This is a genomic window from Bradyrhizobium diazoefficiens (assembly GCF_016616235.1).
Lineage (GTDB): Bacteria > Pseudomonadota > Alphaproteobacteria > Rhizobiales > Xanthobacteraceae > Bradyrhizobium > Bradyrhizobium diazoefficiens_H.
The window spans coordinates 746,955-769,053 of record NZ_CP067100.1; the positions used below are offsets into that span (position 1 = coordinate 746,955).

Genomic DNA, 22,099 nt, shown 5'->3' on the forward strand with positions numbered 1-22,099 from the left:
GATCGATGACGATCTTGATCGACAGGGATCAAGGTATATCGAGCCCGGCGCTGGTGCCGGCAGAGCGCGATCTCGCGCGCGACCAAGGCGAGCTCACCATCGGCCTGATCAACAACATGCCTGATACGGCGCTGAAGGCGACCGAGCGGCAGTTCATGAAGCTGCTCCAGGCCGCCGCCGGTGCGCGCCGCATCCACTTCCACTGCTTCTCGCTGCCGTCCGTGAAGCGCTCGCCAGAGGCGAAGTGGCATGTCGAGAGCGAATATTCCGATCTCGCCGATCTCAGGCGGCACAGATTCGACGGGCTGATCGTGACCGGCGCCGAGCCGGTCGCACCCGAGCTCGACCAGGAGCCGTATTGGCGCGATCTCACCGAGCTGATCGACTGGGCCAAGGTCAACACGCGCTCGACGATCTGGTCGTGCCTCGCCGCCCATGCGGCGGTGCTGCATCTCGACCATATCCAGCGGCGCCGGCTGCCGTCCAAATGTCACGGCATCTTCGACTGCGAAGCCGTGACCTACGATGCCCTGACCCGCGCGGCGCCCGCGCCGTTAAAAGTCTCGCATTCGCGGCTGAACGAGATCGCCGAGAGCGACCTCGACGAGGCGGGTTATCAGGTGCTGACACGTTCGGCTCAGGCCGGCGTCGACATCTTCATCCGCCAACATGCCAGCCGGTTCGTGTTCTTCCAGGGTCACCCGGAATACGACGCGCTGTCGCTGCAGCGCGAATATCTGCGCGACATCGGCCGCTATCTCGCGCGTGAGCGCGAAACCTATCCGCACCTGCCCGTGAGCTATTTTGACGCAGCCACGGAGGAGAAGCTCCTCCGTTTCGAGAAGCAGGCGAAGCACCAGCGTCATCCGGCGCTGACCAACGAGCTGCCCGCGCTGAATCTGCGCAACGATATCGCGGCCCGCAATGCGGCGGCGGTGCTGTTCCGCAACTGGCTGCAATATCTCGGCGCGGATGCCGACGCATCGGTCGTGGTGCGCTAGGCCGGGGCAGCGGGTTTTCTGTTAGGACTAACAAGGTGTGAAGCTTGCCTCGGACCACGCACGAATGTTTGATTGCGCGAATCGGGGCAAACAGGAAATGCGGTCGTGTGGTCGGCACTCCAGGGACGCGTGAGCAATCGGCTGGCCCGGCATTTTCGCGCCGCGCCGCACCGCCTGCCCGCGCATACGCCGATGGTGAGCTTCACCTTCGACGATGCGCCTGACAGCGCCGCGGGCGAGGGGGCCTCGCTGCTCGAAGCGCATGGCGGCCGCGGAACGTACTACATCGCCGGCAGCCTGATCGATCATCCATCCGACCACTGGCATGGCCTGTCGAATGACGCCGTCGTGCGGCTTCACCACGCCGGGCACGAGATCGCCTGCCACACCTTCTCGCACCAGAGCTCGGCCGATCTCGACGAGGCTGCGATGGCCCGCGAGATCGAGCACAACCGCAATCATTTCCGCGGCATCGATTCGTCGATCATGCTGGAGAATTTCGCCTACCCCTATGGCATCGCCTCGGTGTGGCGCAAGCCGCAGCTCGCCAAGGCGTTCCGCTCGGCGCGCGGCATCCTCCCCGGCGTCAATCGCGATGTCATCGATCTCCAATTCCTGCGCGCCTCGCCCCTGGTCGAATGCGAGATCGACCGCGCCGGCATCGCTCGCTATTTCGACGAAGCGGTCGCAAGCGGCGGCTGGCTGATTTTCTACGGGCATGACGTCGCGAACGCGCCGAGCCCCTATGGCTGCACGCCGGCCCTGATGCGCCATGCGCTGGAAGCGGCGGGGGAGCGTAACATGCCGATCGTGACGGTCGCGGAAGCGCTGCGCAGGATCGGGGCGTAGGTTCTTTAACCTCTCCCCGCTTGCGGGGAGAGGTCGGATCGCGTCGCTAGATGCGATCCGGGTGAGGGGGTACAGGTCCATCAGCAATCTCATGTGCGGAGAGAGGCCCCACCCTAACGCTCTCAGCGCGAGCGGAGCTCGGCGCGGCCCCGCAAGGGCGGGGAGAGGGGGAACAGGCAGGGCAAACAGCCTTGCCATGCCCGCGCAGCCATGCGACTGGCCTTGTGACGAATCCCAAGGCTTCCGACACGCGCCCATGTCCGCCCCTTCCACCGCTCCGCCGCCTGCGCCGGCCAACGGCCGCGACGCGCTGTCGGTGCTGCATTCGGTGTTCGGCCTGCCCGGGTTCCGCGGCGCGCAGGGTGAGATCATCGCCCACGTCACAGGCGGCGGCAACTGCCTGGTCTTGATGCCGACCGGCGGCGGCAAGTCGCTGTGCTACCAGTTACCGTCTCTGCTGCGCGAAGGCTGCGGCATCGTGGTGTCGCCGCTGATCGCGCTGATGCGCGACCAGGTCGCAGGCCTGATCGAAGCCGGCGTCAACGCCGCCGCGCTGAACTCGTCGCTGACGCCGCAGGAAGCCTCCGATATCGAGCGTCGTCTCGTTGCCGGCGATCTCGATCTGCTCTATGTCGCGCCCGAGCGCCTGGTCACGCCGCGTTGTATGTCGCTGCTGGCGCAGGCCAGGGTGGCGCTGTTCGCGATCGACGAAGCCCATTGCGTCTCGCAATGGGGGCATGACTTCCGCCCCGAATATGTCGGGCTCTCCATCATCGCCGAGCGCTTTCCCGAGGTGCCGCGCATCGCGCTGACGGCGACCGCCGACGAATTGACGCGCAAGGAGATCGTCGAGCGGCTTCGGCTCACGGACGCGCCGCAATTCGTCTCCAGCTTCGACCGCCCCAACATCCGTTACGAGATCGTCGACAAGCGCAATGCGGTGTCGCAGCTGAAGGAGTTCATCCGGGAGCGTCATGCGGGCGATGCCGGCGTGGTTTACTGCCTGTCGCGCAACCGCGTCGAGGAGGTCGCCGCCGCGCTCGCCGATGCCGGCATCGCCGCGCTGCCCTATCATGCCGGTCTCGACGGGTCGTTGCGCTCGCGCAACCAGGACCGCTTCCTCAACGAGGACGGCATCGTCATCGTCGCGACCGTCGCCTTCGGTATGGGCATCGACAAGCCCGACGTGCGCTTCGTCGCCCATCTCGATTTGCCCAAGAGCATCGAGGCCTATTACCAGGAAACCGGGCGCGCCGGCCGCGACGGCAAGCCGTCTGCGGCCTGGATGGCCTATGGCCTCTCCGATATCGTGCAACAGCGCCGCATGATCGACGAGTCCAGCGGCTCCGACGAATTCAAGCGCGTTTCGATCCGCAAGCTCGACGCGCTGGTCGGCCTCGCCGAGACCGCGCACTGCCGCCGCAAGCGGCTGCTCGGCTATTTCGGCGAGATCGTGATGGGGGAGAGCTGCGGCAATTGCGACAATTGCCTGACGCCGCCGAAGATGCGCGACGGCAAGGTGCTGGCGCAGAAGCTGTTGTCCTGCGTCTATCGCACCGGCCAGCGCTTCGGCGCGATGCACCTGATCGACGTCCTGATCGGACGCCTAACCGAGAAGGTGACGCAGTTCGGCCACGACAAGCTGTCGGTGTTCGGCATCGGGCGCGAGCTCAACGAGAAGCAGTGGCGCACCGTGCTGCGGCAATTGGTGGCGATGGGCCATTTGCAGAGCGACAGCGAGGCTTACGGCGCGCTGAAGCTGACGGAGTCCTCGCGCGGCGTGCTGCGCGGTGAAACGGAGGTGTGGCTGCGCGAGGAGGCGCCCGGCACGCGCATCCGGTCGAGCCGCGCAAAATCCCGCCGCGGCGATCTCGCCCCGGCGGCGGCCGCGCCGCAAGGCGATGTCGATCCCGAATTGCGCGCACGGCTGCGGGCGTGGCGCTCGGACGTCGCGCGCGAACGCGGCGTGCCGGCCTATGTGGTGCTGCACGATGCCACCATCGACGGCATCGTCCGGGCCTGGCCGACCACGCTCGACGAGCTCCGCAACGTGCCTGGCATCGGCGACAAGAAGCTCGAGCATTACGGCGAGGAGCTGTTGCAGATCGTCAGGACGCGGTAGCGAATAACGGATCGGTCATTGGCGCGCTCAACTCCCTCCACACGTCATCCCGGACAAGCGCAGCTCTTGGCAACGCGCAGCGTTGTCCAGAGCGGAGCGCCGATCCGGGATCCATAGCCACAGGACGATGTGGTTAGAGTGAGCCGGTCGCCACGAGTCTTCGCCAAACATCTCCCTGGGTTATGGGTCCCGGGTCTGCGCTAACGCTTGCCCGGGACGACACCGGTGTACGAGGCGCGAGGCCGGGCTCGTTCACCCGTTCCGGAACGCATACGCATATCCGTTCAGCGCCGGCGCGCCGCCGAGATGGGCGTACAGAATCTTCGCGCCCTTCTCGAAATGGTTTTTCTGCACCAGGTCGATCAGGCCCTGCATCGACTTGCCCTCGTAAACGGGGTCGGTGATCATGCCCTCGAGACGCGCGGTGAGGCGGATCGCCTCCTTGGTCTCTTCCGATGGTACGCCGTAGGCGGGATAGGCATAGTCCTCGATCAGCACGACGTCATCGGCGACGAGCTCCTGGCCGAGCTCCACGAGCTTGGCGGTGTTCTGCGCGATCTCAAGCACCTGCGCTTTCGTCTGCGCCGGCGTGAACGAGGCGTCGATGCCGATCACCTTTCGTGCGCGGCCGTCAGCGGCAAAGCCGACCAGCATGCCGGCATGGGTCGAGCCGGTGACGGTGCAGACGATGATGTAGTCGAACTTGAAGCCGAGCTCCTTTTCCTGCTTGCGGACTTCCTCCGCAAAGCCGACATAGCCGAGCCCGCCAAATTTGTGCACGGAGGCGCCAGCGGGGATCGCGTAAGGCTTGCCACCGGCCGCCTTCACGTCCTCGATTGCCTGCTCCCAGCTCTTGCGGATGCCGATATCGAAGCCGTCGTCGACGAGGCGCACGTCGGCGCCCATGATGCGCGAGAGCATGATGTTGCCGACGCGGTCGTAGACGGCGTCCTCGTGCGGTACCCAGGATTCCTGCACCAGGCGGCACTTCATGCCGATCTTGGCGGCGACGGCGGCGATCATGCGGGTGTGGTTGGACTGCACGCCGCCGATCGAGACCAGCGTGTCGGCGTTGGAGGCGATGGCGTCGGGGATGATGTATTCGAGCTTGCGCAGCTTGTTGCCGCCATAGGCAAGGCCCGAATTGCAGTCCTCGCGCTTGGCATAGATCTCGACCGTGCCGCCGAGATGCTTTGACAGCCGCTCCAGCTTCTCGATGGGCGTCGGGCCGAAGGTGAGCGGATAGCGCGCGAATTTTTCCAGCATCGTCAGGTGATCCCGATTGGCGTTGATGTCCGGGACGTGGCTAGCACCTCATTGGGAAAAGGTGCTCTCGAATATTGCGCCAATGTTGCGCATGTTCTTGCGCACTTGGGGTATTTGGATAGAATTCCTTCCTAAATGTCCGCAATTCTGGAAGCTTCTTCCATGGCCGCCAGGCTCGATCGAACCGACCTTAAGATCCTGAGATTGCTCCAGAATAACGGCCGGCTCAGCAATGCGGAGCTGGCCGAAACCGTCGCCATCAGCCCCGCGACCTGTCATCGTCGCACCCAGCGTCTGTTCGAGGACGGGTTTATCGCCACTGTGCGCGCCATGGTCGCGCCGAAAAAGGTGGCCAAGGGCACGCTGGTGATGGTCGGCGTCGTGCTCGACCGCTCGACTCCGGAGAGTTTTGCGACCTTCGAGCAGGCGATCGCGAAACTGAAATTCGTGCTCGACTGCCATCTCGTCGCCGGCGACTTCGACTATTTCCTGAAAATCCGCGTCGGCGACATGGAGGATTTCAACCGTATCCACGGCGAGCAGCTCATCGCGCTGCCCGGCGTGCGGCAGACCCGCACCTTCTTCGTGATGAAGGAAGTCGTCGACAACGCGCCGCTGGAGTTTTGAGCACATGCTGATGCTTCCATGCCGCTTTTCGAATCGCACGGTCGTCACGGCAACTTCACTTGCCATGCACGCATCTGCGGGCGAGCCTCGCCGCTTCTCAACGAGGAGATCCTGCCGTGCGCCTTCCCATTCTCGATCCGAAAGAGCTGACCGACGAACAGAAGCCGCTCTATGCCGACATGCGAGCCGGCATCAAGGACCACTTCAAGGGCTTTGTGAACATGCGCGACGACGGCGCGCTGCTCGGGCCCTGGAATCCATGGATTCGCGAGCCGCGCTTCGGCGGGCCGGTGTGGGAGCTGGTCAAGGCGATCGCGTCGAACCCGCTGCTGCCCGCCGCTGTGCGTGAGGTCGCGATCCTCGTCACCGGCTCGCATTTCCGCTCCGGCTACGAGCTCTATGCCCATGTGCTCGTCGCCGAGCAGCGCGGCCTCTCCGACGAGAAGCTCGCCACCATCGTCGCCGGACAGCGGCCGGTCGATCTCACCAAGCAGGAAGCGGTCGCCTACGACATGGCCTCGGCGCTGGTCAGCGGCGGCGTGCTGCCGGAGCTGACCTGGCGGGCGGCGGTGAAGGAATTCGGCGAGCACGGCGCGGCCGAGCTGTCTTACCTGGTCGGCGTCTACTGCATGGTCTCGGTCACGCTGAACACGTTCGACGTGCCGGTGCCGGAATAGCCGCACCATCTCGTCGGCGGGCGGCTTCGTCGATGCTGCGCTCCGGTCCTGTGATCACGGAACCGGGTTGCGAGATCGGGCGTTCGTGTCGCATCAGCGAATTCTGGACCGGATACGAGCACGGCGTTACGTTGCCGCCGCCATGACGCATTGTCGGCTACCATGGATGTCGAGAACAAGTGGGATTGAAAGCAATGGACACGTCACGCCGCATCTTGCTCGCTGGAATCGCGGGGCTCGCCGTGGCTCCGACCGCAGCATCCGCCGCCGTACCGTCGTCCGAGCCTGGTGCCGTGACGGTTGCCGAAGAGCGTTTCGCGCGCACGATTGCCGCCGCGCATGCGCCCAACCTCAGCTGCGCCCGGCAGGCCGAGCGTTATGCTGATGCGTATTGGCCTGAATATGTCGTGGCCGCGCGCGCGGTGATTGGCGCGCGGGTCTGATTTGCGCTTTCACCTCTCCACCGCACGCCGCACCTGCTCGCCGATCTGCGACAGCACGAGCTGCGCCTGCGGCAGGATCGCACCCATGGCGTGGAAATTGTGGATCATGCCGTCATGGCAGACGTGCTCGACCGCGACGCCCGCGGCGAGCAGCTTGCGGGCATAGGCATTGCCCTCGTCGCGCATCGGGTCGAACTCGGCGGTGTGGATAATCGCGGTCGGCAGGCCCGCGAGCCGCGTGCCGCGCAGAGGCGAGATGCGGGGATCGGCGGCGTCGATATCATCGGGCAGGTAATCGGCGAGATCGGCCTCGATCGTGACACGATCGATCAGATGGCCCTCGGCGAATTCCTTGCGTGAGGGCGAGGTCTCTTCGAAATCCAGCACCGGACAGATCAGGCATTGCGCGACGATCGAGAGGCCGGCGTTCTGCGCTGCCTCCTGGCACACGATCGCAGCAAGTGTGGCGCCGGCGGAATCGCCGCCGACCACCAGGCGTTCGGCATCGATGCCGAGCGCGGACGCTTGCCGCGCGACCCATTCAGTTGCGGCGATCGCATCGTCCACGGCCGCGGGACATTTGTGCTCGGGCGCCAGCCTGTAATCGACCGAGACGAGGCGGCAGCCGGTCGCATGCGCCAGCGCCGCGGCGATGCGGTCATGCGTGGCGATGCTGCCGGCGACGAGCCCGCCGCCATGAAAGAACACGAAGCCAGGCGTGTGCCCGCCGGCGGCCGCGGGCGTGTAGAGGCGATAGGGCAGTTCGCCGCCGGGACCGGGCAGTACGCCGTCTGACGCCGTTACATCAGGCGCATCGGCGCGCGCGAACTGCATCAGCTTCGCCAGCGACTGCCGCCGCGCCTCCACGCTCGGCCGGCTGCGCGCCTGCGGCGCGGCCGCAGCCATCATGGTCAACAAGCGCTTGGCGAGCGGATCGAGCGGCATGGGAAACTCCGTGACTGCCCGACTGTATAGCCGGTCTGCTCCGTTTACCTCCAGGCGAGGTGTCCAATCCCGCAGCAAATCGTTTAGAAATTGGGCCAATAGTGTCCGCTTATGTCAAGGGGAGGCCGGTCATGGCCGAGATCAAGAAGCCGATCGAATATTCGCCGAGCTGGACCTTCTTCGAGGGCAAATGGCATGACGGCAACGTGCCGATCATGGGGCCGCGCACGCACGCGGCCTGGCTCGGCTCGGTCGTGTTCGACGGTGCGCGCGCGTTCGAAGGCGTCGCGCCGGACCTCGATCGTCACGTCGCCCGCGCCAACCAATCCGCGGTCAATTTCGGCCTGAAGCCGGTGGTCGATACCGACACTTGGCTTGGGCTCGCCAATGAAGGCATTGCGCGCTTCGCGCCGAATGCCGAGCTCTACGTGCGCCCGATGTACTGGGCGCAGAACGGCTCGGGCGGCGGCGTGCTGTTCGACCCCGAGACCACCAATTGGTGCCTGTGCATCTACGAGGCACCGATGCCGAAACCCGTCGGCAACGCGATCACACTGTCGCCGTTCCGCCGGCCGACCGCCGAATGTGCACCCGTCGAGGCGAAAGCCGCCTGCCTCTATCCGAACAATTCGCGCGCGCTGGCGGAAGCCGCTTCCCGCGGTTTCCAGAACGCGCTGATGCTGGACATGCTCGGCAATGTCGCCGAGTTCGGCAATTCCAACGTGTTCATGGCGAAAGGCGGCGTCGTGTTCACGCCGGTGCCGAACGGCACCTTCCTGAACGGCATCACGCGTCAGCGCGTCATCAGCCTGCTGCGCGGCGACGGTGTCACCGTGGTCGAGACGACGCTGCGCTATGCCGACTTCCTCGCCGCAGACGAGATCTTCTCCACCGGCAACTTTGCGAAAGTCGCGCCGGTGATCCGCATCGAGCAGCGCGAGCTGAAGCCCGGCCCGCTCTACACCAGGGCGCGAAAACTCTATTGGGACTTTGCGCATGCGGTGAAGCTGGCGGCGTAAGGCCGAGCCTGCGGCGCGGGCTCACGAGCCGCGCCTTCGAAACCGGCTGAACTGAAACGCCTGCGTCGAATTCCACGGCGTGCGATGCGTCTCGCTCCGCGTCTCGACGAGTTCGAAGTCGGGCTCGAGCTGCGCGGCAAGGCTCGCGCTGTCATACCGCTGCACCGGCAGGCCGCTGCATGTCTCCGGACCATCCGGCGCGAACGTCGCGATGATGACATGCCCTTCTGGTTTGACTGCCAACCGCAGGCGCTCGACATAAGCAGCCCTGTCGTGCGGATCGGTCAGGAAGTGAAACGCCGCGCGATCGTGCCAGACATCGTAGGTCTTCATCGGCCGCCATGTCGTGGCATCCGCGACGATCCAGTCGACCGTTGAAGCGGCGGCGCCGATCCTCTTCTTCGCCGTATCAAGCGCGTTGGCGGAAAGATCCAGCACAGTGAGATCGCGATATCCCTCGCGCAGCAGCGCATCGACCAGCCGCGAGGCCCCGCCGCCAATATCGATGATGGCCGCGTCACGGTCCGGACGGGCCGCGCGAATCATATCGAGTGAGATCGTTGGGCTGTCCTGAAACCAGCTGACCTCGGCCTCGCCCTTGGTGGCGTAGACGTTCTGCCAGTGCGTGGTGCGGTCCGACATGGCGGCTCCGGCCCTGACCCGGACGGCAACGCGCAAATGGCGATGCACAATCAATCGGAAATTCGCGCGCCCGCCGCATGCGGACGCGCCGATGCGAATGAAAGACCTATTCTTCCTTCTTCGACATCTGATCGAGGCGTTCCTGCATTTCCTTCATCTGCTGGCGCAGATCGTCGATGTTGCTGTCCTTCGGCGCCTCGGCGCCTGCATCGGGCTCCGGCTCGGGGCTGGCCGCCGGGCGGGGCGCGGCGAACGGCTTGAACATCGAGAAGGTCTGCTGGAACAGCTCCATGTTGCGGCGGACCTGCTCTTCCAGCGGCGCAAACGGCGTGCCGGACAGTGTATTGGCGATCTGCTTGCGGAACTTCTCCTGCTCCTGGGTCAGCGTCGCGATCGACTGCTCCAGATATTTCGGCACCACCATCTGCATGCTGTCGCCGTAGAAGCGGATCAGCTGGCGCAGGAAGGTGGTCGGGAGCAGGTTCTGGCCGGCCTTGTTCTCCTGCTCGAAGATGATCTGGGCAAGCACGGAGCGGGTGATGTCGTCACCGGTCTTGGCGTCGTAGACCAGGAAATCCTCGCCCTCCTTGACCATGGTGGCGAGGTCTTCCAGCGTCACGTAGGTGCTCGTTCCGGTGTTATAGAGCCGGCGATTCGCGTATTTCTTGATGGTGGTGGGTTGGTCAGATTTCGCCATGGGCTCTCACTTGAAGGACGCTGAGAACGGGAACCTGCGGCAATGCCGCAAGGCGGGACGGCTACGCAACGCAACAAAATAAGCATTTTCAAAGGGGTCACGCTACCGTTTTGTGCGGCACGGTTAATTGCACAGCAAATACTTGCTTGCGAAAACACCAGATGCGCTATTTTGAATGCGCTGCGGCATGAATCTGGCGCCCGCCCGATTGACATGCCGCAACGACGTTAACAGGATGCCTTTCGAGACTGGCGACCCCTTTTCTCGTCACCCGCCTGCCCCCATTTCAAAGAACCTCAAGCCCCAGGAGATGCCCATGTCAGACGATGTCGTCATCGTCAGCGCCGCCCGCACCCCGGTCGGAAGCTTCAACGGAGCCTTCGCGACCCTTCCCGCCCACGATCTCGGCGCCGTCGCCATCAAGGCCGCGCTGGAGCGCGGTGGCATCGAGCCCGGCCGGGTCTCGGAAGTCATCATGGGCCAGATCCTGACTGCCGCGCAGGGCCAGAACCCCGCCCGCCAGGCCTCGATCATGGCCGGCATCCCGGTGGAGAGCCCGGCCTGGGGCGTCAACCAGCTGTGCGGCTCGGGCCTGCGCACGGTCGCGCTCGGCTATCAGGCGCTGCTCAACGGCGATTCGGAGATCGTGGTCGCCGGCGGCCAGGAGTCCATGAGCATGGCCCCGCACGCCCAGTACCTGCGCGGCGGCGTCAAGATGGGCGCGGTCGAGTTCGTCGACACCATGATCAAGGACGGCCTGTGGGATGCCTTCAACGGCTACCACATGGGCAACACTGCCGAGAACGTCGCGCGGCAGTGGCAGATCACCCGCGCTCAGCAGGACGAGTTTGCGGTCGCCTCGCAGCAGAAGGCCGAGGCCGCGCAGAAGGCCGGCAAGTTCAAGGACGAGATCGTTCCCGTCACCATCAAGACCCGGAAGGGCGACATCGTCCTCAGCGACGACGAATATCCGCGTCATGGCGCCACGCTCGACGCGATGGCCAAGCTCAAGCCCGCCTTCGAGAAGGACGGCACGGTCACTGCGGGCTCGGCCTCGGGTATCAATGACGGCGCTGCCGCCGTGGTGCTGATGACGGCCAAGCAGGCCGCCAAGGAAGGCAAGACGCCGCTCGCGCGCATCGTGTCCTGGGCGCAGGCCGGCGTCGATCCGAAGATCATGGGCTCGGGCCCGATCCCGGCCTCGCGCGCCGCGCTGAAGAAGGCCGGCTGGAGCGTCGGCGATCTCGACCTGATCGAGGCCAACGAGGCCTTCGCGGCACAGGCCTGTGCCGTCAACAAGGACCTCGGCTGGGACACCTCCAAGGTCAACGTCAATGGCGGCGCGATCGCGATCGGTCATCCGGTCGGCGCCTCCGGCGCGCGCGTGCTGGTGACGCTGCTGCACGAGATGCAGAAGCGCGATGCGAAGAAGGGCCTCGCCACGCTGTGCATCGGCGGCGGCATGGGTATCGCAATGTGTCTGGCGCGCGACTGAAAATGACTGACGTCTAGCTTACGTATAACTTGCGCGTGCGCTGCACACAGACTGAGTGCGTTGCACGCGACTAAAAAGGCAGCGGTTGCAAATCAAATATTCTTCGCAACCGCGCAAGCCTCGACTAAATAGAAACGCCCGGCTCGACGCCGGGCGTTTTGTTCTTGATGTCCGTCAAACCAACCGCATAATCCACCGTTAAAAACGGTCACTCAGAAACGTCCGAAGCGTCCAAGGGAAGGAATACGATATGGCACGTGTTGCATTGGTGACGGGTGGTACGCGGGGCATCGGAGCTGCGATCAGCAAGGCGCTGAAGGCGGCCGGCTACAACGTCGCGGCGAGCTACGCCGGCAACGATGCCGCGGCGGAGAAGTTCAAGGCCGAAACGGGTATCCCCGTCTACAAATGGGACGTCGCGTCCTTCGACGATTGCGCCAATGGCGTGAAGAAGGTCGAAGCCGAGCTCGGCCCCATCGACGTGCTCGTCAATAATGCCGGCATCACCCGCGACACCGCGTTCCACAAGATGACGCTGGAGCAGTGGAACGCCGTCATCAACACCAATCTCGGCTCGCTGTTCAACATGACGCGCCAGGTGATCGAGGGGATGCGCGCGCGCAAGTTCGGCCGCGTCATCTCGATCTCGTCGATCAACGGCCAGAAAGGCCAGTTCGGCCAGGTCAACTATTCCGCGGCGAAAGCCGGCGACATCGGCTTCACCAAGGCGCTGGCGATCGAAAACGCCAAGGGCGGCATCACCGTCAACGTGATCGCGCCCGGCTATATCAACACCGAAATGGTGCAGGCCGTGCCGAAGGACGTGCTGGAGAAGAACGTGATTCCGCAGATCCCGGTCAATCGTCTCGGCGAGCCCGAGGAGATCGCGCGAGCGGTGGTGTTCCTCGCGGCCGATGAGGCCGGCTTCATCACCGGCTCGACCTTGACCATCAATGGCGGCCAGTACCACGCGTGACGTAGCGCCAAGTTTCTAGCTTCGCGCGCGGCGAGACGATAAGAGAGAGACGCCATGCCCGGCCCCGTGCCGGGCATCCGCGTCCTCAGAGCCTTTCAATTGATGAATCCGCGCGCCGCCACCCTGATCGGATTGACCGCGATCCTGATGTGGTCGCTGCTGTCAGTGATGACAGTCGCGACCGGAACGATCCCGGCGTTTCAGCTCGCCGCAATGACCTTTGCGATCGGCGGTGCCGTCGGGCTGCTGACCTGGATCGGCCGCGGCGGTGCGGCGAAAAGCCTGCATCAGCCGCTGGTTGTCTGGATTGTCGGCGTTGGTGGCCTGTTCGGCTATCACGCCCTGTACTTCCTTGCGCTGCGCTTCGCGCCGCCGGCTGAAGCCGGCCTTTTGAACTACATGTGGCCGCTGCTGATCGTGCTGTTCTCATCGCTCCTGCCCGGCGAGCGGCTTGCCGCGCATCACATCATCGGCGCCGTGCTCGGCCTCGTCGGCACCGTGCTGCTGTTCGCCGGCAACACCTCCGGCTTCGCGCCCGGCGCGGTGCCGGGATTGGTCGCGGCCTTCATCGCTGCCTTCGTCTGGGCGGCCTATTCGGTGCTGTCGCGGCGGCTGAAGGCGGTGCCGACCGATGCGGTCGCGGGCTTCTGCCTCGCCACATCGGCGCTCGCCGCGCTGATGCATAGCATGCTGGAAACCACCGTGTGGCCTGAGACTGCGTTGCAATGGCTCGCCGTGATCGGGCTCGGCATCGGCCCGGTCGGCGCGGCCTTCTACGCCTGGGACATCGGCATGAAGCGCGGAGACATCCGCGTGCTCGGCGCCGCCTCCTACGCGACGCCGCTGCTCTCGACCGGCTTCCTCATCGCCGCCGGTTTCGCCAAAGCCAGCGCCAACATCGCCATCGCCGCGATCCTGATCGCCGGGGGCGGCCTGATCGCGGCGAAGGACATGGTGTGGAGGAAGCGGTGAGGCGCTCTTTCTCCATATCGCTGATGCTGATCCCGGTGCTCGCCACTCCAGGCGCTATGGCGCAAGTCAGCGGGACTCCCGAAACATTCACGGACATTCATCGGAGCAAGGGCGCGTATGGCCGCCCCAAGACCGTTACGATAACCAATGGAAAATCCTTCAGCCAACTGACCGAAGAAGAATATCGAGCTGGCGGTTATCGGCCGGCCTACGAAAGCCTTCCGACGGTGATTGTTCGCCGGATACCCGTGCGGAAGCCCATTCCAGCCGACAAGGATTGATCCGCGGCTAAAGCGCTGGCTGCCATCCCGGCGGCCGGTACATCGCTTCCGGAATCTGTCCGAGTTCGGAGCGCTGCAAGCGTTGCGGCGTCAAGCCGTAGAATTCCTGAAAGCTGAGGATCAACGGCCGCCATTTGTCGGGATCGATGCGGTTGCTCGTCCCGTTCATCATGATGTCGGGATGGGCGTGCACGCGCGTGATGCGCACCTCGATCGCGGCCAGATTGCCGCGCCAGACCGAATCGTCCTGCGCCATCTCGTGCACATGAGTGACCTTCGCTTCCATCTGCACCGGGCACTCGGCCACGCGTGGCGCGCTGACCGTTTCGCTCGCCAGCGCGGTCAGGCCGCTAAGCCCGAATTTGTCCTTCTCATGTCGATAGCCGCGATAGAGTTTTCCAGGCGGCACTGGATTCGAGCCTGTCGTGCGCGCGAGGCGGTCGACGGCGGCAACGAGATCGGCCGACGGTAGATTGAGCACGCATTCGCCGGTACGAATCATGTTCTCGGTGGTTTTCGAATTGCGCGCGAGCCCGAGCATGCAGCGCCACCCGACCCACCATGCCGAGGACATCGGCGCGAGATTGTGAGAGCCGTCGTCGTTGGTCGATCCGATCAGGACGACCGGCGTTCCGAAATACAAAATGGCCGGGTCGATCTGGATGGCGGCGGGACCGAGTGTTCCGTGCATCGTGCGCTCCTCTTTGCTGAGAGCGCCGTCCTACGGTGTTGGATTGATCGATCCCACCCGATTCCAGATTGGACTACGGCTCCCAGCCTTTTGGCGCGAGCTCGAATTTTGCAAACTCGAAGGCGGGCGCCACGGTGCAGCCGACCAGCGTCCATTCGCCGGTGGTCTCGGCCGTCTGCCAGGCCTCAGCCGGCACGATGGCCTGCGGCCGCTCGCCGCTCACGAGATCCGTGCCGAGCCGTACCACGTGCTGCGAGCAGCCTTCATGCGCAATGCGCAGCGTTAGCGGGCTGCCGGCGTAATAGTGCCAGACCTCGACCGCATCGATGCGATGCCAGTGCGAGCGCTCGCCGCGCGCGAGCAGAAAGTAGATCAGGGTCGAGCGCGAGCGGCCATTGGCGTCCGTGGTCTGGTCGCGAAACGTCTCGCGATAGTGCCCGCCCTCGGGATGCGGGCGGAGTTCGAGGCGCGCGATGATCTCGGCTGCGGTCGGCATCGATCCGGTCAGCACTTTCTTCGTCAGGACTTGTTCTTGCGTTCGCGCAGTTCGCCGAACACCGCGGCGGCATCCGCGCCCTTCATGTGCAGCTTGGCCGCAACCGACGGTTCGTCGGCGCGCAGGAACACATTTGCCCGCTTCTCGTCGCCAAGCAGGGACGGAATGGTCGGCTTGTTCTCGGCCCGCAGCTTCGTCACTTCCGCCGCACGCGCCTGGAGCGCCGCATTGTCGGGCTCAATGGTGAGCGCGAATTTGACGTTGGACGCCGTGTATTCGTGGCCGCAATAAAGCTTGAAGTCGTCGGGCAGGGCGCGCAGCTTCAACAGCGAATCCCACATCATCGGGTAGGTGCCCTCGAACACGCGGCCGCAGCCGATCGAGAACAGCGTGTCGGCGGCGAACACCGTCTTCTCGTTGTCGAACACGTAGGAGATGTGGTCGAGGGTATGGCCGGGCGTTTCGATGACGCGCCCGAGCAAGCTGCCGACCTTGACCACGTCGCCATTGGCGACGCGCAAATCGACATCGGCGATCTTCGTCGTCTTGTCGTGCGGCGCGACGACGCGGCAATTGTATTTCTGCTTGAGTTCGGCGACCCCGCCGACATGATCGCCGTGATGATGGGTGATCAGGATGTCGGTGAGCTGCCAGCCCTCGCGCTCGAGCGCCGCCAGGATGGGACCGGCCTCCGGCGCGTCGATCGATGCGGTCGCCTTGGTTTCCACATCGTGGATCAAATAACCGAAATTGTCGTTTAAACAGGTGAAAGTACGAATTTCGGCGGCCATGACATCTCCATCGCGCTCAGCCCCGCCAGACAGATATGGCGTTAACGTTGCGCAGGCAATGCAATATTCCGCGCGCGGCTGCGCCCTTGTGCATGTTACATTACGGTCATGACCATCGACGTCGTCGACCTTCGCGAGTTCTATTCCCGCCGCCTCGGGATTGTGGCGCGGCAAATGATCAATCGCGGCATCAGGGAGCGCTGGCCGAACGCCGGGGGCCAGCGCGTGCTCGGCATCGGCTATCCCACGCCCTATCTCGGACTGTTCCGCGAGGATGCCGAGCGCTGCATTGCCTTCATGCCGGCGGCCCAGGGCGTGCTGAAATGGCCGACGGGCCGGCCGGCGTTGGCCTCGCTGGTGGACGAGTTCACGCTGCCGCTTCCTGATGCCGCCATCGACCGCATCCTCTTGATCCATGCGCTGGAGATGTCGGACGATCCGGCCGCGCTGCTGCGCGAGGTATGGCGCGTGCTGTCGCCCTCGGGGCGCGTCATCGCGGTGATCCCGAACCGGCGCGGGGTGTGGACCCGCACCGACAACACGCCGTTCGGCCACGGCCGGCCCTATTCGCGCTCGCAGATCACCGAGCTGCTGCGCCAGACCTGGTTCACGCCGACCGCCTGGGGCGAGGCGCTATTCATGCCGCCCTATGCTGGCGGCTGGGTGCTGAAATCGGCGCAGATGTGGGAGCGTGCCGGCGCGGCGCTGTCGCTGCCCTTTGCCGGCGTGCACATCGTCGAGGCCACCAAGCAGGTCTACCGCGCGATCCCCGCCAAGCGCGAACGGGCGCGCCTGATTCCCGCGCTGACCAAGCCGGTGCTGGTGCCGTCCTCGACGGTCACGCGCAGCTAGAAACAAATCGTCCCGGCGCGAGGCCAGGACGATGGCAGTCCATAAAATCAGAAGAAGGCGCTTACTCGCCGGGGGCGAGATCATCGCTCGAACCGGCTGGCGCCGCCTCGCGCTCGGGGCGCGGGCCATGCGGCCGACGACGCCGGCGCGGATAGCGCTCGCCGCCACCACCGCCCTCGAAGCCGCCCTGGCCGCCATTGGCGCCGACATTCGCCTGCGGCTGCGCGCCGGTGATGAAGGAGGGCAGGCGATCGACGCTGCCGGCGTCGGCGATAACGGGCTGCGGCTGGTTCGCAGGCTGCGGCTGATATTGCGGCTGCGGACGAGGCTCGCGTTCGCGCTGCTCGCGCGGCTGCTGGTTCTCCCGCTGATAGGGCTGCTGATTGTCGCGGCTCTGGTGATCACGCTGGTGATGATCGCGCTGGCCCTCGCGCATGTAAGGCTGCTGCTGCGGCGGTTGCGGAACGAAGCCCGGCTCCTGGCCGAAATTCGAGAAATTCTCGCCGTCGTCCTCGCCGTCGTCGCTCGTGCTGATGGGCTCGTCGCCGCGCGGCTGCTGCTGATTCTGGCGGAACTGTTCCTGGGCCGCCGCGATCAGGCGGAAATAGTGCTCGGCATGCTGATAGTAGTTCTCGGCAGCGACGGGGTCGCCGGAGGAGCGCGCATCGCGCGCCAGCTGGAGATACTTTTCAGCGATGTGCGAGGCCGTGCCGCGGATCTTGATGTCGGGTCCGTTGGACTCGTAGACCCGGGTCATCGGGTTCTGGCCGCGCCGGTTGTTGTTGTTATTGTTGTTGCGGTTGCGCATCCGCTGCTTGTTCTGACCGTTTCTCATGTCCTGCCTTTAATTCCAGCCCTAAAGGTTGCACGCATTACTGATTGCCAGGAGTGACCTGGTGAGTGACCTGGTGACAGCGGTTCACACATCTTGCACGCACCGCGCGCAAAAACGGATCAAACCCTGCCGATGTTCGTCGACCGTCGCGTTCAACAAAGACGCGTTCCCCACCCGCCAGCATTCATTGCCAGCGAACCCATTCATATCGCCTGCCGAAACAAGCCCAGCTTTCTTGCGTAAGTGTTCAAGCGCAATATCAGGCTTTCGTTCACGTTGCGGTCGGAAAGCAGCGCAGCTTCGATAGCCATCGCGCTTATTGGGACCTGCGGCTTGGAACCTTAAATCAGTGAAGCTCTCGCTCGAGAGCCCGGCTTTCGCCCGTAGGTCTACGGGGCCGACACCGATGTGTTAATCGGAAGGTAGTCGTTCCCAAGCGATATTCCAAGAGCTTTTTGCAGGCCAATCGGGCTTTTATGGGGGCATTTTTCGGGCCGAAACCGCCCGGAGAATGCCTCCCAGATCGGCCTTCGGCGGCCTGTCCAGCGATAACGCGGCAGCTGCCATCAAGGTTTCAATATCCCGGGCCTGGCCCTGTCCGGCCTCGACGATCAGGGCCCCGCCGGGCGCGAGCCGCTCGGCCGCCTGCGGGATCAGGGCGCGGTAGGCGTCATAGCCATCATTGCCGCCGTCGAGCGCCAGATGCGGATCGTGCTCGCGCACCTCGCGGCTCAGCTTCGGAATTTCCCCCGAGGGGATATAGGGCGGGTTCGACACGATGAGATCGAACGGGCCATCAAGCGCCGCCGCATAGGAGCAGGCGACGAAGCCGGAGCGGCCTGCGAGGCCGAGCGCGGCCGCGTTGTCACGTGCGGTGTTGAGTGCCGTCAGGCTGACATCGGTGCCGACGCCGAACGCGGCGGGAATCTCGTGCAGCAATGCGAGCAAAATGGCGCCGGATCCGGTGCCGATGTCAGCGATCCGCGGCCGCCGGCCCGATAGATCGAGTTCGCGAAAAACTGCGAGCGCCAACTCGACCACGGTCTCGGTGTCCGGCCGCGGCACCAGCGTTGCCTCCGACAGGCGGAACGGCAGGCCCCAGAATTCCCGCGCTCCCAAAATGCGGGCGACCGGCTCACGCGCAAGCCGGCGCTGCGCATAGCCTTCGAGCCGGGCAGCCTCCTCAGGCGTCAATCGTCGCGCCGCCTGCGTGACCATCGCCGTGAGATCGAGCTCCACCGCGGCGCCGACGAGCAGGCGGGCGTCGAGGGCGGGCTCCTCGATGCCCGCCGCTTGCAGCCGTGCCGCAAGCGCGCGCCGCGCCCTCTCGATGCTGTGTCCGGAATCTGTCGCCAATGGAACCATCCTGCCTGGCATCGTGGATAGATCGGCGGACTTGCTTGCGTCAACGGAAAGGAGCGCGTTTGATCGCGCCGCGCAGCGAAGGAGAGGATCCATGACGGCCTATGACGATCAGAACGTCTTCGCAAAGATCCTGCGCGGCGAAATTCCCTGCTTCGAGGTGTTCAGGGACGACCGCAGCCTGGCCTTTCTCGACATCATGCCGCGCTCGCCCGGCCACACGCTGGTGATTCCGAGGGCACCGGCGCGCGGCATTCTCGACATCGCCGATGACGATCTCGCCGCGGTCGCTCGCACCGCCAAGCGGATCGCGATCGCGGCGATGAAGGCGTTCGACGCGGAAGGGATCATTCTCCAGCAGTTCAGCGAGCCCGCCAGTGGGCAGGTGGTGCTTCACCTGCACATGCATGTCATGCCGGTCAGGGCCGGCGTCGAGCTGTTGCCGGCGCAGACGCGCAAGGAGGACATGGCCGTGCTCGCCGATCACGCCAGGCGGATGGTCGCTGCGCTCGCGGGTTAGACGCCGAGATAGCGCTGCAGCAGCTCCGGCTGTGCCTTGAGCTCCTGCGCCGGCCCCTCATGCACGATGTGCCCATTGTTGATGATGTAGATCCGGCTCGCCAGCGCCAGCGTTGCGGCGAGGTTCTGCTCGACCAGCACGATGGTCTGGCCGGCGGCGGCGAGCTCGCGGCAGGCCTTGACGAGATCGTGGACGATGACGGGGGCGAGCCCCTCGAACGGCTCGTCCAGCAGCACGATCTTGGGATCGCGCACCAGCGCCCGCGCGATCGCCAGCATCTGCTGCTCGCCGCCGGAAAGCTCGGTGCCGCGGTTGTTGCGCCGCTCCTTCAGGCGTGGAAACATCTCGTAGATGCGCCCAAGCGGCCAGCGCTTTGGCGCGGTGATGCCGGCGAGGATGATGTTCTCCTCCACCGAGAGGCTGCCGAAGATGCGGCGCTCCTCGTGCACGAGCTGCATGCCCGCCTGCGCGATTCTGTGGCTCCGGCGTCCGGCGATGTCGATGCCGTCGAACTTCACGCTGCCACTGCGGGGCGTCACCACGCCCATCAGGCTTTTCAGCGTCGTGCTCTTGCCGGCGCCGTTGCGCCCGAGCAGCGCCACCACCTCGTGGCGCTCGACGTGCATGGCGACGTCGAACAGGATGTGGGAATCGCCGTAATAGCTGTTCAGCCCGTTGACCTCGATCAGGCTCATGCGGCGATCTCCCCATGCACGCCGCCGAGATAGGCCTCCTGCACCGCGGCATTGGTCTTGATTTCTTCGGGCGTGCCGGAGATCAACACCTTGCCCTCCTGCAGCACGGTGACGCGCTCGACCAGCTCGAACAGCGAATCCATGTCGTGGTCGATGATGATCATGGTGCGGCCGCGCGCGATCGACTTGAGCAGCTTGACGGTCTCGACTCGCTCGCGCGGGCTCATGCCGGCGAGCGGCTCGTCGAGCAGCAGCAGGCGCGGCGAGGTCGCGAGCGCGAGCCCGATCTCCAGCCTGCGCTTCTCGCCATAGGCGAGCTCGGATACCGGCGTGTCGGCGCGGCGGGTCAGGTTGACCAGCGCGAGCGTGTGCTCCACCTGCTCGGTCAGGCCCTTGACGCTCGAGAGCTTCCTGAACAGGTCAAGCCGGAATTTGCCGCGCAGCTCGGCGAGTGCGGCGATGGTCAGGTTCTGCCGCACCGTCAGGCCGGTGAAGAGCTGGTTGACCTGGTAGCTCTTGGTGAGCCCGAGCTGGCACACCTCGGTGACCTTCAGGCCCGTGATGTCGCGCCCCTCGAACACGATCTGGCCGGAGGTCGGCGCGATCTCGCAGGTCAGCATCTTGAAGAAGGTCGATTTGCCGGCGCCGTTGGGCCCGATGATGCCGCGCAGCTCGCCCCGATCGACGCTGAAATCGATGTCGCTGTTGGCGACGAGACCGCCATAGCGCTTGGTGAGGCCGGTGGCTTTCAGGATCGGTCCGGAATAAGCGGGGTGCTGAGCTTCCTTGGCCTGCATCGGGGCCGGCGCGAGTTGCTGTGCGGCCTCGGAATCCGCGGCGTCCCGTTCGTTCTCCGTCTCCGTCCGCTGACGCTTGCCGGAAACGAGGCGATAGAGATCGGCAAGACCGCCGATGATGCCGCCGCGCAGGAAACAGACCAGCAGCACGAACACGACGCCGAGCACGAGCTTCCAGGCGGCTCCGAGACCGAGCGCGGACTGGAGGAAATCCTGGAGGAACAGCCAGACGGTTGCGCCGACCAGCGGTCCGAACAGCGTGCCGCGGCCGCCGATGGCGGTCTGCATCACGAGCTGGCCGGAGGTGTCGAAGGTGAAGGCGTCGGGCGGCATGAAGGCCTGGAGCACGCCGAGCAGGCCGCCGGCAAAGCCTGCGTAAGCGGCTGCGATCACGAAGGCGGTCAGCTTGTAGCCGTGGATGTTGTGGCCGACCGCGGTGGCGCGCAGCGGATTGTCGCGGATCGCGCTCAGAATCGCTCCGACCGGCGACCGCACGATCCTGAGCGCGATGATGACGCCGATGAAGTAGCACAGCGCGATGAACTGGTAGAGCGACCAGCCGTTTGTGAAGTGGATGGTGGTGAAGCCGAGATTGAAGCTCGGCGTCGGCACGCCCGGCAGGCCGTTCTCGCCGCCGGTGAAGTCGGAGAGCGGATTGAACTCGACGAAGAAGAACACTTCCGCGATCGCCACCGTGATCATCGCGAAGTAGATGCCGGTGCGGCGCAGCGCGATCAGGCCTATGAGGTAGCCGGTCGCGGCCGCCGCGATCATGCCGATGACCAGCGCGCCGAGCACGTTGCCGAAGCCGGCGCGGGTCAAAAGGTAGGCGGCGACGAAGCCGCCGGTGCCGTAGAAGGCGGACTGGCCGAACGACAGAAGGCCGGTGAAGCCGAACAGGATGTCGAAGCCGAGGCCGAACAGGCCCCAGACCAGGATCCGGTTCACGGTGTTGGGCGCGAAGCCGAGATGAGGCAGCACGAAGGGCGCTGCGATCAACCCGATCGCGGTGAGGGTCTCGATCAGGAACGGGCGTTGCTTGAGCATC

The 22,099-nt window shown here is 64.9% G+C and carries 24 protein-coding genes; 13 read left to right on the forward strand and 11 right to left on the reverse strand.

The features are described 5' to 3' along the window. Positions 1-5: 5 nt before the first annotated feature. The 3 genes from metA (at position 6) to recQ (ending at position 3,972) form a co-directional block, all read left to right on the forward strand. Positions 6-1,001 carry a homoserine O-succinyltransferase MetA gene (gene metA / locus JJB99_RS03455; protein ID WP_200497407.1) on the forward strand — a complete coding sequence of 332 codons (996 nt, stop codon included), beginning with the start codon at positions 6-8 and terminating at the stop codon, positions 999-1,001. A 105-nt stretch (positions 1,002-1,106) separates the two neighbouring features. Then, positions 1,107-1,850, forward strand: a complete 744-nt coding sequence (locus JJB99_RS03460; protein ID WP_200497408.1) for a polysaccharide deacetylase family protein — start codon at positions 1,107-1,109, stop codon at positions 1,848-1,850. A 256-nt stretch (positions 1,851-2,106) separates the two neighbouring features. After that, positions 2,107-3,972 (forward strand): DNA helicase RecQ, encoded by a 1,866-nt coding sequence (recQ, locus tag JJB99_RS03465; RefSeq protein WP_200497409.1) that lies wholly within the window; start codon positions 2,107-2,109, stop codon positions 3,970-3,972. Between the two features lie 252 nt (positions 3,973-4,224). Here the strand turns inward: recQ and JJB99_RS03470 are convergent, their stop codons facing one another. After that, on the reverse strand, positions 4,225-5,238 hold the full coding sequence (locus tag JJB99_RS03470) for a 1-aminocyclopropane-1-carboxylate deaminase (RefSeq protein ID WP_200497410.1): 1,014 nt from the start codon (positions 5,236-5,238) through the stop codon (positions 4,225-4,227). Positions 5,239-5,400: 162 nt separating this feature from the next. On the opposite strand from JJB99_RS03470, the gene JJB99_RS03475 reads away from it, so the two are divergent. The 3 genes from JJB99_RS03475 (at position 5,401) to JJB99_RS03485 (ending at position 6,985) form a co-directional block, all read left to right on the forward strand. Continuing rightward, positions 5,401-5,865 carry an Lrp/AsnC family transcriptional regulator gene (locus JJB99_RS03475; protein WP_197964128.1) on the forward strand — a complete coding sequence of 155 codons (465 nt, stop codon included), beginning with the start codon at positions 5,401-5,403 and terminating at the stop codon, positions 5,863-5,865. Between the two features lie 116 nt (positions 5,866-5,981). Next, a complete protein-coding gene (locus JJB99_RS03480; RefSeq protein WP_200497411.1) occupies positions 5,982-6,542 on the forward strand; it encodes a carboxymuconolactone decarboxylase family protein in 561 nt (186 codons plus the stop codon). Between the two features lie 194 nt (positions 6,543-6,736). Beyond that, positions 6,737-6,985, forward strand: a complete 249-nt coding sequence (locus JJB99_RS03485; RefSeq protein ID WP_200497412.1) for a hypothetical protein — start codon at positions 6,737-6,739, stop codon at positions 6,983-6,985. Positions 6,986-6,994: 9 nt separating this feature from the next. On the opposite strand, the gene JJB99_RS03490 is transcribed toward JJB99_RS03485, so the two are convergent. Beyond that, positions 6,995-7,930, reverse strand: a complete 936-nt coding sequence (locus JJB99_RS03490; protein ID WP_200497413.1) for an alpha/beta hydrolase — start codon at positions 7,928-7,930, stop codon at positions 6,995-6,997. A 131-nt stretch (positions 7,931-8,061) separates the two neighbouring features. Here JJB99_RS03490 and JJB99_RS03495 point away from each other — a divergent pair, with 131 nt between their 5' ends. Beyond that, on the forward strand, positions 8,062-8,949 hold the full coding sequence (locus JJB99_RS03495) for a branched-chain amino acid aminotransferase (protein ID WP_200497414.1): 888 nt from the start codon (positions 8,062-8,064) through the stop codon (positions 8,947-8,949). Positions 8,950-8,970: 21 nt separating this feature from the next. Here the strand turns inward: JJB99_RS03495 and JJB99_RS03500 are convergent, their stop codons facing one another. Together JJB99_RS03500 and phaR are read right to left on the reverse strand one after the other, a co-directional pair. Further along, positions 8,971-9,591: a class I SAM-dependent methyltransferase gene (locus JJB99_RS03500; RefSeq protein WP_200497415.1), complete on the reverse strand. Its 621-nt coding sequence runs from the start codon at positions 9,589-9,591 to the stop codon at positions 8,971-8,973. Between the two features lie 106 nt (positions 9,592-9,697). Beyond that, positions 9,698-10,288, reverse strand: coding sequence for a polyhydroxyalkanoate synthesis repressor PhaR (gene phaR / locus JJB99_RS03505; RefSeq protein ID WP_200497416.1), 591 nt, complete (start codon positions 10,286-10,288; stop codon positions 9,698-9,700). 316 nt (positions 10,289-10,604) lie between these two features. Here phaR and JJB99_RS03510 point away from each other — a divergent pair, with 316 nt between their 5' ends. From JJB99_RS03510 to JJB99_RS03525, 4 genes are all read left to right on the forward strand, one after another. Beyond that, positions 10,605-11,783 (forward strand): acetyl-CoA C-acetyltransferase, encoded by a 1,179-nt coding sequence (locus JJB99_RS03510; protein ID WP_200497417.1) that lies wholly within the window; start codon positions 10,605-10,607, stop codon positions 11,781-11,783. Between the two features lie 250 nt (positions 11,784-12,033). Continuing rightward, positions 12,034-12,759, forward strand: coding sequence for an acetoacetyl-CoA reductase (phbB, locus tag JJB99_RS03515; RefSeq protein WP_200497418.1), 726 nt, complete (start codon positions 12,034-12,036; stop codon positions 12,757-12,759). A gap of 102 nt (positions 12,760-12,861) precedes the next feature. Continuing rightward, complete coding sequence (gene yddG, locus JJB99_RS03520; protein WP_200500033.1) at positions 12,862-13,731, forward strand: aromatic amino acid exporter YddG; 870 nt, start codon at positions 12,862-12,864, stop codon at positions 13,729-13,731. Then, positions 13,728-14,012 carry a hypothetical protein gene (locus tag JJB99_RS03525; protein WP_200497419.1) on the forward strand — a complete coding sequence of 95 codons (285 nt, stop codon included), beginning with the start codon at positions 13,728-13,730 and terminating at the stop codon, positions 14,010-14,012. Before yddG ends, JJB99_RS03525 begins: the two co-directional genes overlap by 4 nt. A 7-nt stretch (positions 14,013-14,019) precedes the next feature. Here JJB99_RS03525 and JJB99_RS03530 read toward each other — a convergent pair whose 3' ends face one another. The 3 genes from JJB99_RS03530 to gloB form a co-directional block, all read right to left on the reverse strand. Next, positions 14,020-14,703 carry a flavin reductase family protein gene (locus JJB99_RS03530; RefSeq protein ID WP_200497420.1) on the reverse strand — a complete coding sequence of 228 codons (684 nt, stop codon included), beginning with the start codon at positions 14,701-14,703 and terminating at the stop codon, positions 14,020-14,022. Between the two features lie 73 nt (positions 14,704-14,776). Beyond that, positions 14,777-15,199 (reverse strand): cupin domain-containing protein, encoded by a 423-nt coding sequence (locus JJB99_RS03535; protein WP_200497421.1) that lies wholly within the window; start codon positions 15,197-15,199, stop codon positions 14,777-14,779. A gap of 23 nt (positions 15,200-15,222) precedes the next feature. Next, positions 15,223-15,990 (reverse strand): hydroxyacylglutathione hydrolase, encoded by a 768-nt coding sequence (gene gloB / locus JJB99_RS03540; RefSeq protein WP_200497422.1) that lies wholly within the window; start codon positions 15,988-15,990, stop codon positions 15,223-15,225. 108 nt (positions 15,991-16,098) lie between these two features. Between gloB and JJB99_RS03545 the strand changes: the two genes are divergently transcribed. Further along, positions 16,099-16,842, forward strand: coding sequence for a methyltransferase domain-containing protein (locus tag JJB99_RS03545; protein WP_200497423.1), 744 nt, complete (start codon positions 16,099-16,101; stop codon positions 16,840-16,842). Positions 16,843-16,903: 61 nt separating this feature from the next. Here JJB99_RS03545 and JJB99_RS03550 read toward each other — a convergent pair whose 3' ends face one another. Beyond that, on the reverse strand, positions 16,904-17,677 hold the full coding sequence (locus JJB99_RS03550) for a DUF4167 domain-containing protein (RefSeq protein WP_200497424.1): 774 nt from the start codon (positions 17,675-17,677) through the stop codon (positions 16,904-16,906). 474 nt (positions 17,678-18,151) lie between these two features. Further along, the gene (gene prmC / locus JJB99_RS03555) at positions 18,152-19,042 is read right to left on the reverse strand and encodes a peptide chain release factor N(5)-glutamine methyltransferase (protein ID WP_200497425.1); all 891 of its coding nucleotides are present in this window, start codon (positions 19,040-19,042) and stop codon (positions 18,152-18,154) included. Positions 19,043-19,133: 91 nt separating this feature from the next. Here prmC and JJB99_RS03560 point away from each other — a divergent pair, with 91 nt between their 5' ends. Further along, entirely contained in the window at positions 19,134-19,559 is a 426-nt protein-coding gene (locus tag JJB99_RS03560; RefSeq protein WP_200497426.1) for an HIT family protein, read from the forward strand. On the opposite strand, the gene JJB99_RS03565 is transcribed toward JJB99_RS03560, so the two are convergent. After that, the gene (locus JJB99_RS03565) at positions 19,556-20,254 is read right to left on the reverse strand and encodes an ABC transporter ATP-binding protein (RefSeq protein WP_200497427.1); all 699 of its coding nucleotides are present in this window, start codon (positions 20,252-20,254) and stop codon (positions 19,556-19,558) included. The genes JJB99_RS03560 and JJB99_RS03565 overlap by 4 nt on opposite strands. After that, entirely contained in the window at positions 20,251-22,098 is a 1,848-nt protein-coding gene (locus JJB99_RS03570; RefSeq protein ID WP_200497428.1) for a branched-chain amino acid ABC transporter ATP-binding protein/permease, read from the reverse strand. The genes JJB99_RS03565 and JJB99_RS03570 overlap by 4 nt, the downstream gene beginning before the upstream one ends. Position 22,099 lies beyond the last annotated feature (1 nt).

What these genes read in the sequence shown, in the direction of transcription:
- recQ (WP_200497409.1), top strand. Translation starts at nt 2,107, where the DNA reads ATGTCCGCCCCTTCCACCGCTCCGCCGCCTGCGCCGGCCAACGGCCGC.
- JJB99_RS03510 (WP_200497417.1), top strand. Translation starts at nt 10,605, where the DNA reads ATGTCAGACGATGTCGTCATCGTCAGCGCCGCCCGCACCCCGGTCGGA.
- JJB99_RS03495 (WP_200497414.1), top strand. Translation starts at nt 8,062, where the DNA reads ATGGCCGAGATCAAGAAGCCGATCGAATATTCGCCGAGCTGGACCTTC.
- JJB99_RS03550 (WP_200497424.1), bottom strand. Translation starts at nt 17,677, where the DNA reads ATGAGAAACGGTCAGAACAAGCAGCGGATGCGCAACCGCAACAACAAT.
- metA (WP_200497407.1), top strand. Translation starts at nt 6, where the DNA reads ATGACGATCTTGATCGACAGGGATCAAGGTATATCGAGCCCGGCGCTG.
- JJB99_RS03570 (WP_200497428.1), bottom strand. Translation starts at nt 22,098, where the DNA reads ATGCTCAAGCAACGCCCGTTCCTGATCGAGACCCTCACCGCGATCGGG.
- JJB99_RS03565 (WP_200497427.1), bottom strand. Translation starts at nt 20,254, where the DNA reads ATGAGCCTGATCGAGGTCAACGGGCTGAACAGCTATTACGGCGATTCC.
- gloB (WP_200497422.1), bottom strand. Translation starts at nt 15,990, where the DNA reads ATGGCCGCCGAAATTCGTACTTTCACCTGTTTAAACGACAATTTCGGT.
- phbB (WP_200497418.1), top strand. Translation starts at nt 12,034, where the DNA reads ATGGCACGTGTTGCATTGGTGACGGGTGGTACGCGGGGCATCGGAGCT.
- JJB99_RS03500 (WP_200497415.1), bottom strand. Translation starts at nt 9,591, where the DNA reads ATGTCGGACCGCACCACGCACTGGCAGAACGTCTACGCCACCAAGGGC.
- prmC (WP_200497425.1), bottom strand. Translation starts at nt 19,042, where the DNA reads ATGGTTCCATTGGCGACAGATTCCGGACACAGCATCGAGAGGGCGCGG.
- JJB99_RS03530 (WP_200497420.1), bottom strand. Translation starts at nt 14,703, where the DNA reads ATGCACGGAACACTCGGTCCCGCCGCCATCCAGATCGACCCGGCCATT.
- yddG (WP_200500033.1), top strand. Translation starts at nt 12,862, where the DNA reads ATGAATCCGCGCGCCGCCACCCTGATCGGATTGACCGCGATCCTGATG.
- JJB99_RS03560 (WP_200497426.1), top strand. Translation starts at nt 19,134, where the DNA reads ATGACGGCCTATGACGATCAGAACGTCTTCGCAAAGATCCTGCGCGGC.
- phaR (WP_200497416.1), bottom strand. Translation starts at nt 10,288, where the DNA reads ATGGCGAAATCTGACCAACCCACCACCATCAAGAAATACGCGAATCGC.
- JJB99_RS03475 (WP_197964128.1), top strand. Translation starts at nt 5,401, where the DNA reads ATGGCCGCCAGGCTCGATCGAACCGACCTTAAGATCCTGAGATTGCTC.
- JJB99_RS03490 (WP_200497413.1), bottom strand. Translation starts at nt 7,930, where the DNA reads ATGCCGCTCGATCCGCTCGCCAAGCGCTTGTTGACCATGATGGCTGCG.
- JJB99_RS03485 (WP_200497412.1), top strand. Translation starts at nt 6,737, where the DNA reads ATGGACACGTCACGCCGCATCTTGCTCGCTGGAATCGCGGGGCTCGCC.
- JJB99_RS03545 (WP_200497423.1), top strand. Translation starts at nt 16,099, where the DNA reads ATGACCATCGACGTCGTCGACCTTCGCGAGTTCTATTCCCGCCGCCTC.
- JJB99_RS03535 (WP_200497421.1), bottom strand. Translation starts at nt 15,199, where the DNA reads ATGCCGACCGCAGCCGAGATCATCGCGCGCCTCGAACTCCGCCCGCAT.
- JJB99_RS03470 (WP_200497410.1), bottom strand. Translation starts at nt 5,238, where the DNA reads ATGCTGGAAAAATTCGCGCGCTATCCGCTCACCTTCGGCCCGACGCCC.